Origin of the sequence: Achromobacter xylosoxidans (assembly GCF_001457475.1) — a bacterium.
In the GTDB taxonomy this organism is placed as follows: Bacteria; Pseudomonadota; Gammaproteobacteria; order Burkholderiales; family Burkholderiaceae_B; genus Achromobacter; species Achromobacter xylosoxidans.
Map to the genome: position 1 here is coordinate 3902511 of NZ_LN831029.1, position 13984 is coordinate 3916494.

General features: G+C 65.7%; 15 protein-coding genes. 8 read left to right on the forward strand and 7 right to left on the reverse strand.

What is annotated here, in order from left to right; translation table 11 throughout:
* Window positions 1-2: 2 nt before the first annotated feature.
* The 3 genes from AT699_RS17575 (at window position 3) to AT699_RS17585 (ending at window position 2708) form a co-directional block, all read left to right on the forward strand.
* Complete coding sequence (locus tag AT699_RS17575) at window positions 3-773, forward strand: MBL fold metallo-hydrolase (protein WP_024069318.1); 771 nt, start codon at window positions 3-5, stop codon at window positions 771-773.
* A gap of 132 nt (window positions 774-905) precedes the next feature.
* The gene (locus AT699_RS17580; RefSeq protein WP_232254285.1) at window positions 906-1700 is read left to right on the forward strand and encodes an ABC transporter substrate-binding protein; all 795 of its coding nucleotides are present in this window, start codon (window positions 906-908) and stop codon (window positions 1698-1700) included.
* A gap of 150 nt (window positions 1701-1850) precedes the next feature.
* Window positions 1851-2708 (forward strand): class I SAM-dependent methyltransferase, encoded by an 858-nt coding sequence (locus AT699_RS17585; RefSeq protein WP_024069320.1) that lies wholly within the window; start codon window positions 1851-1853, stop codon window positions 2706-2708.
* Between the two features lie 25 nt (window positions 2709-2733).
* Here the strand turns inward: AT699_RS17585 and AT699_RS17590 are convergent, their stop codons facing one another.
* A complete protein-coding gene (locus AT699_RS17590) occupies window positions 2734-2949 on the reverse strand; it encodes a hypothetical protein (protein WP_006384150.1) in 216 nt (71 codons plus the stop codon).
* 314 nt (window positions 2950-3263) lie between these two features.
* On the opposite strand from AT699_RS17590, the gene AT699_RS17595 reads away from it, so the two are divergent.
* Window positions 3264-4136 carry a leucine-rich repeat domain-containing protein gene (locus AT699_RS17595; RefSeq protein WP_035181169.1) on the forward strand — a complete coding sequence of 291 codons (873 nt, stop codon included), beginning with the start codon at window positions 3264-3266 and terminating at the stop codon, window positions 4134-4136.
* Between the two features lie 179 nt (window positions 4137-4315).
* Window positions 4316-4861: a hypothetical protein gene (locus tag AT699_RS17600; protein ID WP_035181172.1), complete on the forward strand. Its 546-nt coding sequence runs from the start codon at window positions 4316-4318 to the stop codon at window positions 4859-4861.
* A 31-nt stretch (window positions 4862-4892) separates the two neighbouring features.
* On the opposite strand, the gene AT699_RS17605 is transcribed toward AT699_RS17600, so the two are convergent.
* Window positions 4893-6806 carry a B12-binding domain-containing radical SAM protein gene (locus AT699_RS17605; protein WP_024069321.1) on the reverse strand — a complete coding sequence of 638 codons (1914 nt, stop codon included), beginning with the start codon at window positions 6804-6806 and terminating at the stop codon, window positions 4893-4895.
* A gap of 147 nt (window positions 6807-6953) precedes the next feature.
* On the opposite strand from AT699_RS17605, the gene AT699_RS17610 reads away from it, so the two are divergent.
* Window positions 6954-7382 carry a VOC family protein gene (locus tag AT699_RS17610; protein WP_024069322.1) on the forward strand — a complete coding sequence of 143 codons (429 nt, stop codon included), beginning with the start codon at window positions 6954-6956 and terminating at the stop codon, window positions 7380-7382.
* 103 nt (window positions 7383-7485) lie between these two features.
* Entirely contained in the window at window positions 7486-8076 is a 591-nt protein-coding gene (locus AT699_RS31590; protein WP_131726714.1) for a hypothetical protein, read from the forward strand.
* 164 nt (window positions 8077-8240) lie between these two features.
* On the opposite strand, the gene AT699_RS17615 is transcribed toward AT699_RS31590, so the two are convergent.
* The 5 genes from AT699_RS17615 to AT699_RS17635 form a co-directional block, all read right to left on the reverse strand.
* A complete protein-coding gene (locus AT699_RS17615) occupies window positions 8241-8693 on the reverse strand; it encodes a carboxymuconolactone decarboxylase family protein (protein ID WP_024069323.1) in 453 nt (150 codons plus the stop codon).
* Between the two features lie 65 nt (window positions 8694-8758).
* Window positions 8759-9745, reverse strand: coding sequence for a tripartite tricarboxylate transporter substrate binding protein (locus AT699_RS17620; protein ID WP_024069324.1), 987 nt, complete (start codon window positions 9743-9745; stop codon window positions 8759-8761).
* Between the two features lie 70 nt (window positions 9746-9815).
* Window positions 9816-10814 carry a cyclase family protein gene (locus AT699_RS17625; protein WP_024069325.1) on the reverse strand — a complete coding sequence of 333 codons (999 nt, stop codon included), beginning with the start codon at window positions 10812-10814 and terminating at the stop codon, window positions 9816-9818.
* Between the two features lie 51 nt (window positions 10815-10865).
* Complete coding sequence (locus AT699_RS17630) at window positions 10866-12137, reverse strand: CaiB/BaiF CoA transferase family protein (protein ID WP_058207382.1); 1272 nt, start codon at window positions 12135-12137, stop codon at window positions 10866-10868.
* A 34-nt stretch (window positions 12138-12171) separates the two neighbouring features.
* Window positions 12172-13017: an HpcH/HpaI aldolase/citrate lyase family protein gene (locus AT699_RS17635; RefSeq protein ID WP_024069327.1), complete on the reverse strand. Its 846-nt coding sequence runs from the start codon at window positions 13015-13017 to the stop codon at window positions 12172-12174.
* Between the two features lie 85 nt (window positions 13018-13102).
* On the opposite strand from AT699_RS17635, the gene AT699_RS17640 reads away from it, so the two are divergent.
* Window positions 13103-13984: a LysR family transcriptional regulator gene (locus AT699_RS17640; protein ID WP_020928192.1), complete on the forward strand. Its 882-nt coding sequence runs from the start codon at window positions 13103-13105 to the stop codon at window positions 13982-13984.

The following is a 13984-nucleotide window of genomic DNA, read 5'->3' on the forward strand; positions in this document are numbered from 1 at the left end:
CCATGTACCAGATCGATATCCTGATCCAGGGCTACCCGGGCCGCGCCGTCTGCCATGGCGGCCTGGGCTGGAGCACCAGCACCCTGCTGCGCTCGGACCGCCACAGGATCCTGGTGGACGTGGGCGCGTTCGGCGTGCGCCACCTGCTCGGCCGCCACCTGGACGCCTGCGGCGTCGCGCCGGCCGACATCACCGACGTCGTCCTCACGCACGCCCACTACGACCACGCCGTCAACTTCACGCTGTTCCCCAACGCCACCGTCTGGATCGGCGCGCAGGAACTGCAATGGGCCGCCGCGCAACCGCCCGGCTTCAACCCGCTGCCCGAACTGTACGTGCGCGAACTCGACCGGCTGGACCGCGTGCGCCGCATCGGCGACGGCGACGCCTTCCTGCCCGGCATCACCGCCATCGCCGCGCCCGGCCATACCCCGGGCCATCTGCTGTTCTACGTCGATGACCCGCGCCAACCTATTCTGTTCACCGGCGACGCCGCCAAGAACCGCGCCGAACTGGTCTCGGGCCAGGTAGTCGATACCGCCGACGCCGCCGCCAGCCACGCCAGCTTGGAGCGCATCTGGGCGTGGTGGCGCAAGCGACCGGACACCCTGCTGGTGCCTGGGCATGACCTGGGCATGAAGCTCGACGCCGATGGAGCGCCGGTCTACGTCGGCGAACGCCGCGCCGCCATCAATGCCTGGTTTGGCGACGATCTGGAGCCGCAACGGATCGACTTGTGCTGTGCGCCGACTGCGGGGCGGTACAGCGTCTGAGTCGGCTGCTACCCGGTGTGAACCATCCGCCACGCCCCTTGAACCGTAGCTGCCGCCTGTGAGCTTCCGCCACGGCAGACAAGCCATCAGCAATCGCCTTTGAATTTCCCACTGTCCTCCACCAATAACGCCATGACCGCGATTTCCAGCACCACCGCACGTTCGGACGTCCCCGCCCATTCCGGCGCCACCAGCATCCCCGCCGACATCGTCCAGGCCTTCACCCCCACCGGCGTACTGCGCGCCACCATCAACCTCGGCAACCCCATCCTGGCCACCCGCGACGCCAGCGGCGCGGCCGCCGGCGTCTCCGTCGACCTGGCCCGCGCCTTCGCGCAGCGGCTCGGCGTGGCCCTGGAACTCATCGTTCTGGACAGCGCCGGCAAGGCCGTCGACACCGTCAGCCAGGACGCCGCCGACATCGGCTTCTTCGCCATCGACCCCAAGCGCGCCGCCGGCATCGCCTTCACCGACGCCTACGTCCTGATCGAAGGCGCCTACCTGGTGCGCAACGATTCGCCCCTGCGCGAGATCGCCGAGGTCGACGACCCGCGCCATCGCGTCACCGTCGGCCTGGGCAGCGCCTACGACCTCTACCTGACCCGCGAACTGCAACGCGCCGCCATCACCCGCGCCGCCACCTCGCCCACCGTGGTCGACACCTTCCTGCAGACCGGCACCGACGTCGCCGCCGGCGTGCGCCAGCAACTGGAAGCCGACGCCCGCCGCCTGGGCGGCCTGCGCCTGCTGCCCGGCAGCTTCATGACCATCCGCCAGGCCATGGGCCTGCCGCGCGGGCGCGGCGAAGCGGCGGCGCGCGTCCTGGCCGACTTCGTCGAAGACATGAAACGCAGCGGCTTCGTGGCCCAGGCCCTGGCCCGCCACGGCATCGACGGCGCCGCCGTCGCGCCGGCTGCCGGCGGATAGCCGCCGGATAGTCGGCCGACCCGCGCACGGCTCAACGCCAAGCAGGCCCGCCCTGTCGGCAGCCGGACGGGGAGTCAGCGGTTTCGTTAAAATGACGCTTTCCGCCTTCCACTGCGCCCCGCCCCACGCGGGGCGCATTGCCTTACCCCCATGTCCGACAAAACCCACGACATCCGCCCCGGCCAGTCGATCGAACTGCTCAAGGCCCTGCACATCCTGACCCGCGACGGCAAGATGAACCAGGACAGCCGCCGCAAGCTCAAGCAGGTCTACCACCTGTTCCAGTTCATCGAACCGCTGCTCAAGGACGTCCAGCAACAGCGCGGCGCCGTCACCCTCGCGGACCACGGCGCGGGCAAGTCGTACCTGGGCTTCATCCTGTACGACCTGTTCTTCAAGGAGCAGCCCGACGCGCTGAAGAATGGCTCGCACATCTACGGCATCGAAACCCGCGAGGAACTGGTCAAGTCATCGGAAGAACTGGCCAAGCGCCTGGGCTTTGGCGGCATGTCGTTCCTGAACCTGTCGGTGGCCGAATCCATCACCTCCGACAAACTGCCCGCGACCATCGACGTGGTCACGGCCCTGCACGCCTGCAACACCGCCACCGACGACGCGATCCATTTCGCGCTGGAGAAAAAGGCCAAGTACATCGTGGTCGTGCCCTGCTGCCAGGCGGAAGTGGCGTCGGTGCTACGCAAGAACAAAGCCAAGGCGCTGGCCGATCCGCTGGCGGAGATCTGGCGGCATCCGCTGCACACGCGGGAGTTTGGCAGCCAGATCACGAACGTGCTGCGGTGCTTGCAACTGGAAGCGCACGGGTATCAGGTCAGCGTGACGGAGCTGGTGGGGTGGGAGCATTCGATGAAGAATGAGCTGATCATTGCGCAGTACAAGGATCTGCCGCGTCGGAAGCCTGCGGAACGGCTGACGGAGATGCTGGATCGGATCGGGTTGCAGGAGTTGAAGGATCGGTTTTTCCTGCCGACCCCTATGACGACATCCTGAACGCAACGGCAGGACGTCGCCGGATTCAATCCCCGGAGCTTCGGCGCAACCGATCCGTCGACTGCTTGTTCAGCCGCTTTGCCTCGGCCTCCGCGTAGTCTTCCTCGCCCTGTTCGTATTTGCCTTCATACATGCAGCTGCTGCGGGCCAAGCCGCACTCGCCGATGATTGAAGAGCAGCCCGAGCTCAACGCAGCGAGAAATAGCACAATACCGTAACGGCCCAACGTTTGAATCGACATATGGCTCCTTGGGGAATCACGGTAGTGTACCGGCGACGATGGCAACCTCAACCTCGGGGCGGGGTAAAAAATAGTGTCAACCGCCGGCGCCGGCTGGCAGCAACACCGGCCAGCGCGGTTGAAAACCGAGTACCGATCGCATCACGGCATTGGAACAGTGAAAAAGCGGAGGCCATCACGGCGCCACACAGAGAGAACGGCAATCCGGCTCGCGCGGGATTGCCGTTCTGCTTTATTGTTCTACCCTTCGAGAATGCCCGCCCCGCTGTCGCCATGCCCGCCCTGCCGACAGACGCCATGACTCCGGAGCCCGTATGCCACTAGTCCCGTTTTCGACGCCCCAACCCGGCCGCGACAAGCGATGGCTGTTGATGCACAGCCGCCAGGCCGCGCAGGCGCATGGCTCGGATCAAGTCCTTGTCTACGATGCGCCGCCGGACGCGACAACGCTGGCGACGATCGAATACGTCCATCTGTGGGCGCCGCCCCTGGACCCGGTGCAGGAATTGCCGGCATTGATCGCGCGCCTGCCGTCCCTGACGCATCTGTCCATCGGACCTGGCAATATCCAGGCCTCGGTGATCGAGAACCTGCGCGCCGATATGCTGCCGGACAGCCTGCGGCATCTGTCGATTTTCGATTGCCCCGGTTCGCATACCTGGTCGGCGGGAGCGATGCCGCAACTGGAATCGCTAGAAGTAAATGTACCGATGCGGTTCAAGGCAGAGGATTTCCCCGCGCTGCGGTCGCTGTCGATATTGCCGGACAAGCCAGGCAAGCTGCTGGACCAGACCTTGCGGCTGCCGCTGGCGGAACTGAATCTGTACAACGTGCCCTTCGATGCGACCGTGTTTGATCGCATCGCGGCGTTGCCGCTGGTGTCGCTGGGGTTGATGGCGGGGCGTTCGTTGCAGACGCTGGCGGGTATAGAACAATTATCCGGACTGCGCTCGTTGCGGCTGAAGAATCAAGGGGCATTGGAGACGATCCGGCCCATCGCCGCCCTGCCCGCACTGGAATGGCTGAACATCCAATATTGCAAGAAAATTGCCGATATCGATGTCCTGGAAGAACTTACCGGTTTGCAGGAGCTGACCCTGGTGGGTTGCGGCAATATTGGGCTGGGTGAGTTGGAAGACAAGCTGCGCACTAAACTGCTGCGGTCAAATATCGCCGCCACGAGATAGTTCTTATATTTGCCCTTCGCCCGATGGCATCCTCTGGCATGGAAACTCGCGAAGGAACGGCCAAAAACTGTCGCAATTCGACCTGACATGCCACCTCCATTTCGATACATTGCTCTAGGGCTTAATTCCTGAAAGCCGTTATCTGCACAATGTCGAACGCATGAGGAGACGTACCGGCGATGAATAAAGAGACTTTGGAAAAGTTAAAGGCTCGCACGGCCCGCACCGCCGTAGGAGCATCCACCGCGCAGAAGATGGGCCCCAAAGGAACGATCGCCGCAGCGCGAGAGTTCTTGCAAGGCGTGAACCTGCGCAAGTTCGGAAACGCCAAGACGGAACGTGCCTATTTTCGATTGCTTGATACGGAGACTGCCGCACTGCAGAACGCCTTGCCCCGAACTGCCCAGCACTGGGGAAGCGCGCGCAAGTTTCTGAATATCTTTCTTCGCAATTGCGCCTACAACAAGTATCTGTGCAGCGAATACGCCCTCGACACGATAGAGCAATGGATGGAAGTGCCGCTGGACAGCCACGTAGCATCCGGCTTGAGGAAGCAGCCGGAAGGCGCCAAACTGCTGCGCTGGAAAACCGTTATCGGATTAACACCGGAAGAAAGCGCGATCTTGCAGGAGGTCGCATCCCGGATCGCCAACCGGGAGGGCATAGCTCGGGTCCATCTGGACGTGCATTATTGGAACGGTCCACACGTGAAGCCGCGCGCCTGAACCGCTCCGCAAGCAGCGGGGGAAGAAGCCCCTACCCCCGCTGGCTCAACGCCTTGGCAATCCGATGCCGCCCCACCGTCGTCTTCGGCACCTTGAATGGAAACCAGCTACGCACGTCCTCGTCCAGCCCGATCCCGTGCATGTAGTTGTAGATCGCCTTCTTCAACGCCCGTCCCAGCGCGTCGTGATCCACCCCAGTCGGGTCGTCAAAGCCGATGTCGTTCTTGGCGAACGTCACCTCCGGCAGCGGCCGCAGCGTCACGCCGTATTCCTCGGGATTCAGCCCGACCGGTGAATGCACCGTACAGGCGAAGCGGTGGAAGAACCCGCTCTGGATACAGCCGTTCTCGAATAGCTGGCGCACGTACTCCAGCGCATCGACCGTATCCTGCACCGTCTGCGTGGGAAAGCCGTACATCAGGTAGGCGTGCACCAGGATGCCGGCGTCGGTGAAAGCGCGCGTGACGCGCGCCACCTGGTCGACGGACACGCCCTTCTTCATCAGGTTCAGCAGGCGGTCCGAGGCGACCTCCAGGCCGCCCGAGACGGCGATGCAGCCGCTGTCGGCCAGCAGTTCGCACAGCTCGGGAGTGAAGGTCTTCTCGAAGCGGATGTTGCCCCACCACGAGATGCCGGCGTTGCGCGCGATCAGTTCCGTGGCCAGGGCCTTGAGGGACTTGGGCGGCGCGGCCTCGTCGACGAAGTGAAAGCCCGTCTGCCCGGTTTCCTGCACGATGGCCTCGATGCGGTCGGCCAGCACGGTGGCCGAGGCGCCTTCGTAACGGCCGATGTAGTCCAGGCTCACATCGCAGAAGCTGCACTTCTTCCAGTAACAGCCGTGGGCCACGGTCAGCTTGTTCCAGCGACCGTCGCTCCACAGGCGGTGCATGGGGTTGAGCATGTCCAGCAGCGACAGGTAGCGGTCCAGCGGCAGGCCGTCCCAGGTGGGCGTGCCGACCTCGGCGAAGGCGACGTCGGGCTCGACCAGGTTGACGTAGCGCACCGCGCCGCTGTCGGCGTCGCGCAGGAAGGTGCGCACCAGGCGCTGGCGCGAGCGCTTGCCTTGCACGTGTTCCATCAGCGCCAGCAAGGGGCGCTCGCCGGCGTCGAGACTGACGAAGTCGAAATAGTCGAAGACGCGCGGGTCTTTCAGTTCGCGCAGCTCGGTGTTGACGAAGCCGCCGCCCAGCACAGTGATGATCGTGGGGTCTTGCGCCTTGATCGCCTGGGCGATGCGGAAGGCGGCGTAGACGGCGCCGGGAAACGGCACCGACAGCAGCACCATGGTGGGCTGGTGGCGCGCCAACGCTTCCAGGGTCAGGTCGCGCAGGGTGTCGTCGACCAGGTTCAGCGGCGCGGCCAGCGCTTCGGCCAACGGGTCGAAGGTCGGCTGGCTGCCGGCCAGCGATTCGGCGTAGCGCACGAATTCAAAACGCGGATCGATGGCGTCGCGCAGCACGTCGGCCAGGTCGTTCAGGTACAGCGTGGCGAGGTGCTTGGCGCGGTCCTGCAGGCCCAGGGCGCCGAAGGCCCAGCCCAGCGGATCGCCGCCCTCGTCATCGACATACACGTCCAGCGAGGCGAAGCGCGGGCCCTCGGGCAGGAAGTGGCGGCCGACGATGCGGTGCGCCAGCGTCGAGTCGCGGCCCTGCAGAAAGGCGATCACCGGGCCGATGGTGGCCAGGTAGCGCGGCTGCATGGCGATGAAGGCTTGGATCGCGGGGGTGTGCTTGTCCAGCGGCAACGCGTCCAGCCTGGCCGCCACGGCGAGCAGGCCGTCGGACGACAGCAGGCGCAAGACCAGCGCCAACGCCAGGTCTTCCTGCGTGGCCGTGACGCCGCGGGAGCGCAGGAAGCCGGTCAGGTAGGCGGTGGACGGGTATGGCGTATTGAGCTGCGTCATCGGCGGGATGACGGACAGCACGCGAAGGGGCGTGGCGGACATGAGACACGGCGGGAAACGCCGTCAAAGCGGGGATCGAGAGGGGATTATAGTTATCGGCGAGTCCGGGACGCCGTCGCACGGGAGATACGGGTACGGCGCCCGGGCGGCGGGTTTCCCTGTTTTTCCCTCAACCACGAGGAGCGTTTCGTGCTGAATCGAGAACGACACAAGGGCCGTTTGATTGATCACATCGGGTTGGTGGTGCGTGATCTGCCCGCCAGCAAGAAATTCTATACCGCCGTGTTCGAAGCGCTGCGAATTCCGATCGGCGGGTCCGATGACAGGAATTTCTGGGCGGATGAGTTGTTCATTTCCACGCCGGATAGTGATGAGGTGCAGGGGCAGCTGACCGGGCGGCTGCATCTGGCGTTCCAGGCGCATGACCGGGACATGGTGGATGCGTTCTACCAGGCCGCGATGGCCCATGGCGGACGCGACAATGGCGCGCCGGGGGAACGGGCGTACCACAAGGGGTATTACGCGGCGTTCGTGCTCGATCCGGATGGGAACAATATCGAGGCGGTCTGCCGGGATTCGGCGGTGCGGACGGCGGAGTCTGTGGTGGTCAGGTATTGAGCAAGACTAAAGCCATGCCTCGGTGTGCCTTGACGCATCCAATAAACTCCTTAACTATCAGCCATCCGGCTGTAATTCCAAAAGACTCTGAAAAACACCTTAGATGCCACACAACAAGATCGTCTCAGATGCAATCAACAGCTATCAGGAAACATTGAGCGAAGCAATCACCATCGCCCGCACCCTGACACTGGAACCATTTTTCGAACTGAGTTTCAACACATCTGTCATTTCGAACGAATGGACAGAGTCCAAACTTCAAGATCTGAGAACGGGCTACGCGCTGCCCGACAAGCGAAAGTGTGTTCTGTATATATTCAAACTCGACACCCCCGAACAAAGCAAGATCGTTCTAAGCGAAATCGAACGCGCTAAGGGCGAACAAGGTACAGACGACGGAAAGAAGAATCTTTGCACATTTAATCCTCAGTTCGATGGTTCTGAAACTCTCTATGTGGGTCGCAGCTTTACCCCTCGATCGAGAATAAGCCAACATCTGGTTTCGTCAAAAAGTGGCACCTACGCGATGCACCTGGAGGAATGGGCGAAACCACTCGCATTGACCATCAACTTAACCGTTTATGACGTACCGCAATATAGCGACAAGGTCGAAGTCGAAAGAGCGATGAGCGTTCTGGAAACAGGTGTATGGGACCACCTTAGGCCACTCCTCGGGCGCAGGGGTGACAGGTGACCGCAAAAGATCAGCGGCAGGAATTCCGATTGAAATTGCTTGTGAGGATTGCAGCCCAGGGGCCTGGGCCAACCCCCTTGAACGATATGCGGCGACAGATTTGCGCCGCATACGAGAGGGCATCCGGCATTGCGCCATCGAGGCTTTGACAGCCCCCCGACCACCTAACCGCCGCCAAACAAATCCGCCCCCCGCACCTCCGCCGGCTCCAACACATACCCAATCTCCCCCGCCACCTCGCGCAGAATCCCCTGCGCCAGGTTGAACGCGGTATTGGCCGCCGGCACGCCCGCGTAGATCGCGTTCTGCAGCAGCACTTCCTTCAGTTCATCCGGACTCAGCCGCGAGTCGTCCTTCGCCGTCAGCGCGGCGCGCACGTGCAGCTCGAATTCCTCCCACCGCCCTAAAGACAAGGTCACCGCCAGCACCATCATGCGCCGCGCCTTGTGCGGCAGGCCCGGGCGGCTCCAGATGTCGTGCCAGGCGTAGCGGGTGATCAGGTTCTGGTAGTCGGCGGTGAAGGTGGTGGCGCGGTCCAGCGAGCGCTGCACCCATTCTTCTCCCAGCACGGCGCGGCGGTTGACCAGGCCGCGCTCGAAATCGTCTTCCCGGCTCATTGCGGCATCTCCCCTTGGGTGCTTGCGTCGGCGGGGCGGGCAACGGCGCTGCCCGCCCCGGTCGATCAGTTCACGGTGATGTTATTGGTTTTCACGACCTCGGCCCAGCGGACCTGTTCGGCGTCGACGAACTTGGCGAAGTCCGCGGCGCTGCTGCCGACCGGGGTCAGGCCGAGCTTGGCGAGCTTGTCGCGGGTTTCGGGACGGGCCAGCGCCTTCTGCACCAGGTCCTGCAGCTTGGCGACGACCTGCGGATCGGTGCCGGCCGGCAGGAAGAAGCCGTTCCATTCGACGACGTCGAAGGCCTTGACGCCGCCTTCGCTGACGGTGGGCACGTTGGGCAGGTCGGGCATGCGCGTGGCCGACGAGACCGCCAGGGCTTTCAGCTTGCCGGTGCTGACGTAGTTCAGGCTGGACGCGGCGTTGGCGAAGTAGACGTCGACCTGCCCGCCCATGACGTCGACGATGGCGGGCGCGCCGCCCTTGTACGGCACGTGCACGACGTCGATCTTGGCATCCTTCTTGAGCAGTTCGGCGGCCATCTGCGCCAGGCTGCCGGGGCCGTACGAGGCGAAGGTATAGCGGCCGGGGTTGGCGCGCGCGGCCTTGATGAAGTCGGGCAGGCTGTTGAAGGCCGAGCCGGTTGCGGCGACCAGGATGTTGGGCACGCTGACGGCCTGCGAGACGGGAATGAAGTCCTTCTTGGCGTCGTAGGGCAGCTTGCGCAGCACGGGGTTGATGGAGAACGCGGAGGCGTCGTACAGCACGGTGTAGCCGTCGGGCTTGGCGCGGGCCACGTAGGCGGCGCCGATGGAGCCGCTGGCGCCGCCCTTGTTTTCGATGACGACGCTCTGGCCGGCGACTTCACCCATGCCCTGGGCGATGATGCGGGCGGCGTTGTCGGCGCCGCCGCCGGCCGAGTACGGCACCACCACGGTGATGGGCTGGTCGGGGTAGCCGGCGGCGTGGGCCGCGCCCAGGGTGGCGGCCAGGGCCAATGCGGCGGCCACGGGGCGCAGTGCGGCCAGGGCCGCGTGATGGGTTTTCTTCATGTGTGCTCCTCACGTCTCCCCTGCAGGGGATGTTGAATCGATCAAGGATCGTGGCGCGGTCCGTCCGAGGTCAGACGGTCGCGATGGGGTTGACCGGCGCGCCCACCAGGCCGGGCACGTACATCGGTGCGGCGGTCAGGAAGAAAGCGTGGCGGTCGTGCTGGCGCAACCAGTGCGCCAGCGGGGTCAGGTGCCAGAGTTCGCCCAGCGGCAAACCCAGCTTGAACAGGCATTGTTCGTGCAGCGGCAGGAGCGGCCCGCTGCCGCTCTCCAGGTGATGATTGCGCAATTCCACCGCGTGGTTGTCGGCGGCGATGGCGGCGATGCGGCTGTCCCTGATCCAGGCCAGCAATTGCGCGTCGGCGCCGTCCAGCACGCAGCAGCTGGTCTTGAGCCGGTCCTGCTCGTCATCGCCCAGCGTGAGCGCGAGGTCGGCCAGGCCGGTATGCAGGCACAGGATGTCGCCGGGGCGCACCTGCACGCCGTCGGCGTGCATCACGTCCATCAGGTCCTGGTACGAGACCTTGCGATGCGCGTCGCCGAAGCGGGCGCGCAGGTCGACCATGACGCCGCGCCCCTGGATGCCGTGCCGCGCCATGGGCGCGATGGACAGGTCCTGGGTGCCGGTGAAGCCGTCGGCGCGCGGTTCGCTGACGGTAAAACCGTTGTAGCCGGTGGGCTGCGGCTGGCCGGTGCCGTGGGCGTCGTACATCGCGCCGACGTGGCCCAGGGCGTCCCATTGGGTGGAGTACTGCGGCGACAGCGTGACGCGGTCGTCGCTGACGACGTCGGTGGCGCCCGGCACGTCGCGCGCCAGCGGATAGCGGTACACGGGCACGCCGTTCTTTTCGGCGGGCTGGATCACGGGGCCCTTGCGCCGTGGGTTGAGCACGGGCGCGCGCGGCACCGTCAGCGGCAGGCTCAGGGAAAACGACAGGCCTTCGCGGATTTCCGCGACGGCGGCCAGGCGCGCCTGGCGGTCCAGGTGGTTCAGGGTGCCGAGCTGGTCGTCGTCGCCGAAGTCGCCCCAGTTGGAGCCGTCGGGACGCTGCTGGTAGCGTGGACGCATTTTTTTGTCTCCTCGTTCTGTCTCGGACGAGTCTTATGATCGTTGTGGCGGCTATTGCACCACCGAGGATTGCCGCAATTGTTGGATTTCGGACGCGGTGTATCCCAGGGTGGACAGAATTTTTTCGCTGTGCTCGCCCAGGCCGGGCGCGCCGCGCCCTGCTCCGGACCCACCGCGCCCTGCTCCGGACCCACCGCGCCCTGCTCCAGATTCGCCGCGTCCCTCCCCCGACTCATCGGCAGGCGCTGGCGCGGCGCCGCCGAAGTGGGCCCATTGCGCCAGGCCCAGGTAGTCGCCGGCCTGCGGGTTGTGGTACGGCCGCATGAGCCCCATGGCCTCGACCTGGGGATGATCGAACATGTCCTCGACCGGGCGCACTTCGGCGCAAGGCACGCTCTGCCCGAAGCGCTCGGCCCATTCGCGGGCCGACGCGCGCGCCAGCGCCTGGCGCACCAGGGGCACCAGCACGGCGGCCTGGGCGGCGCGTTTCTTGACGGAGTCGTAGTCGGGGTGTTCGGCCAGCTCGGGCAGGTCCAGGTGACCGCACAGCGCGCGCCAGAAGTGCGGCGTGTTGGCCGACAGGTACAGGTAGCCGTCGCGGGTGGGATGGATGCCGGTGATGCCGCCCGAGCGCATGTCGCGCTCGATGTGGCGCGGTTCGCCGTCGGCCCACACCAGGCGGGCCGACTGCATCGCCAGCGCGCTGCCCAACAACGAGACCTCGATCGCCTGGCCACGGCCGGTCTTTTCGCGGCGGTAGAGGGCCGCCGCCACGCTGTTGGAGATCAAGGCGGCGCCGTAGTAGTCGACCACGGAGCCGTACAGCACTTCGGGCGGACCGTCGGCCTTGGCCTGGGCGGCGCACATGCCGGTCATCGATTGCAGCACCTGGTCGTAGCCGGCGTGGCGCGCCATCGGGCCGACCGCGCCATAACCGGTCATGGCGCAATAGACCAGGCGCGGGTTGACCGCCGACAGCGTGGCGAAGTCGATACGCAGGCGCTCGGGCACGCCCGGCCGGAAGTTGTGGACCAGCACGTCGGCCTCGCGCACCAGGCGCAGCAGGATCTCGTGGCCGGCGGCTTCCTTCAGGTTCAGGCACAGGCCGCGCTTGTTGCGGTTGATGCCCAGGAAGGCGCGGCTTTCGCTGGCCAGCGTCGACGGGTACTTGCGCAGGTTGTCGCCTTCGGGCGGCTCGACCTTGATGACGTCGGCGCCCATGTCGCCCAAGAGGGCGCAGCCATAGGGGCCGGCGATGTAGGCGCTCAGGTCCAGGACCTTGATGCCGGCCAGCGGCAGGTCGGCAGGGGATGCTTGTTGCATTGCGGATTCACTCAAAATCGGTAGCGCGGCCGCGTCAGGCGGCGCGGCCGGCGGCCAGCAGCACGTCCTGGGCGCGCCGCACGAAGGGGGCGTCGATCATCTTGCCGTCGAGCACGAAGGCGCCGACGCCGTCATGCTCGCGGCTGGCGGACACGATGCGCTCGGCCTGGGCGATCTCGTCCGCGCTGAAGCCGAACACTTCGTTGGCGATGGCGATCTGGCTGGGATGCACGCAGGACTTGCCCAGGAACCCGAGCGAGCGCGCCAGTTGCGCCTCGGCCCGAAAGCCCTCGGCATCGCGCACGCGGGCGTAGGCCGCGTCCATGGCGTACTTGCCGGCGCAGCCGGCGGCCAGGCGCAGGGACAGCATCACCGCGCGCAGCGTGTCGGGCTGGTAACGCTCGATGCCGAGCGGCTCGAACAGGTCGGCCAGGCCCAGTTGCAGGCCGGCGACGCGCGGATGGGCCGCCGCCAGTTGCGCGGCGTCGGCCAGCGCCCGCGGGGTTTCGACGGTGACCAGGAATTCACCGGCGAAGCCGGCGTCCATGGCCTCGTCGATCGCGGTGCGCAGCGCGGCGGCGCTTTCGACCTTGGGCAGGTTCAGCACGTCGATGGGCAGGCCGCGCAGCGCGGCCAGGTCGGCGGCAAAGTCGGGCGTGTCGGCGGCGTTGACGCGAACGATAATTTTCTTGTGATGTTGTTCACGGACGGCGGCGAACGCGGGCGCGGCCAGCCAGGCCGCCAAGGCGGCGCGGGCTTCCTGCTTGCGGGTCGGCGCGACCGCGTCCTCCAGGTCGAAGGACAGCGCATCGGCCCCGCTGGCCAGGGCCTTTCCGAACAGTTCCGGACGCGATGCCGGCACGAAAAGCTTGCTTCTCATTGATGTCTCCTGGCCGCATTGTGGCGCTGGAGACGTGCGATCGGGGACAGCCAAATTACGATAAGACGATAGAATATCTATCATCATGAACACCGACTTCCTGCACACGCTGGCCGCCGTGGCGCGCCATGGCTCGATGGCCGAGGCCGCCCGCCGCCTGGGGTTGACCCACGGCGCGGTGGCGCAGCAGATCCGCAAGCTGGAACAGGAGCTGGGCGTGGCGCTGGTGGCGCGCGCCGGCCGCACCGTGCACCTGACCGCCAAGGCCACCGAACTGATCGGGCCGATGCGCGAGGTGCTGGAACGGATCGAGAAGATCCGCTACCTGGCCCGTTCCGACGAGATGATGGGCGAGCTGCGGCTGGGCGCCGGCAATACGGCGCTCAATTCGATGGTGCCGGCCATCCTGGAACATCTGGTGCGGCGCCATCCGCTCATCAACGTCGAGATCCAGCCGGGCCATTCGGCGCGCTTCTACCCCGCCATCGAAAGCGGCGAACTGGACGCCGCCATCGCGCTGCAAGCGCCCTACCCGCTGTCCAAGAGTCTGGGCTGGCAGTTGCTGCGCGAAGAACCCTACGTGCTGGCGGCGGCGCCGCGCCATGCCGGTCGGCACCCGCACAGCCTACTGACGGCCGAACCGTTCATCCGCTATCAGCGCAGCGACTGGGGCGGGCAGCACATCGATGATTACCTGCGGCGCGTCGGCATCACGCCGCGCGAGCGCTTCGAGCTGAACGCCATCGAATCGATCGCGGTGATGGTCAGCCGCGACCTGGGGGTGGCGATCCTGCCGCGCTCCACCAACGGCGCGATCGAACGGCTCGGCCTGCTCGCCCTGCCGCTGCCCGAGCCCTGCGAGCCTCGCCGCTTCGGCCTGATCTGGTCGCGCGGGTCGCCACGGCTGGCGTTGATCCGCGCCTTTCGCGACATTGCCGTTGTAGAGTATGCCAACGCGGGCGCCTGA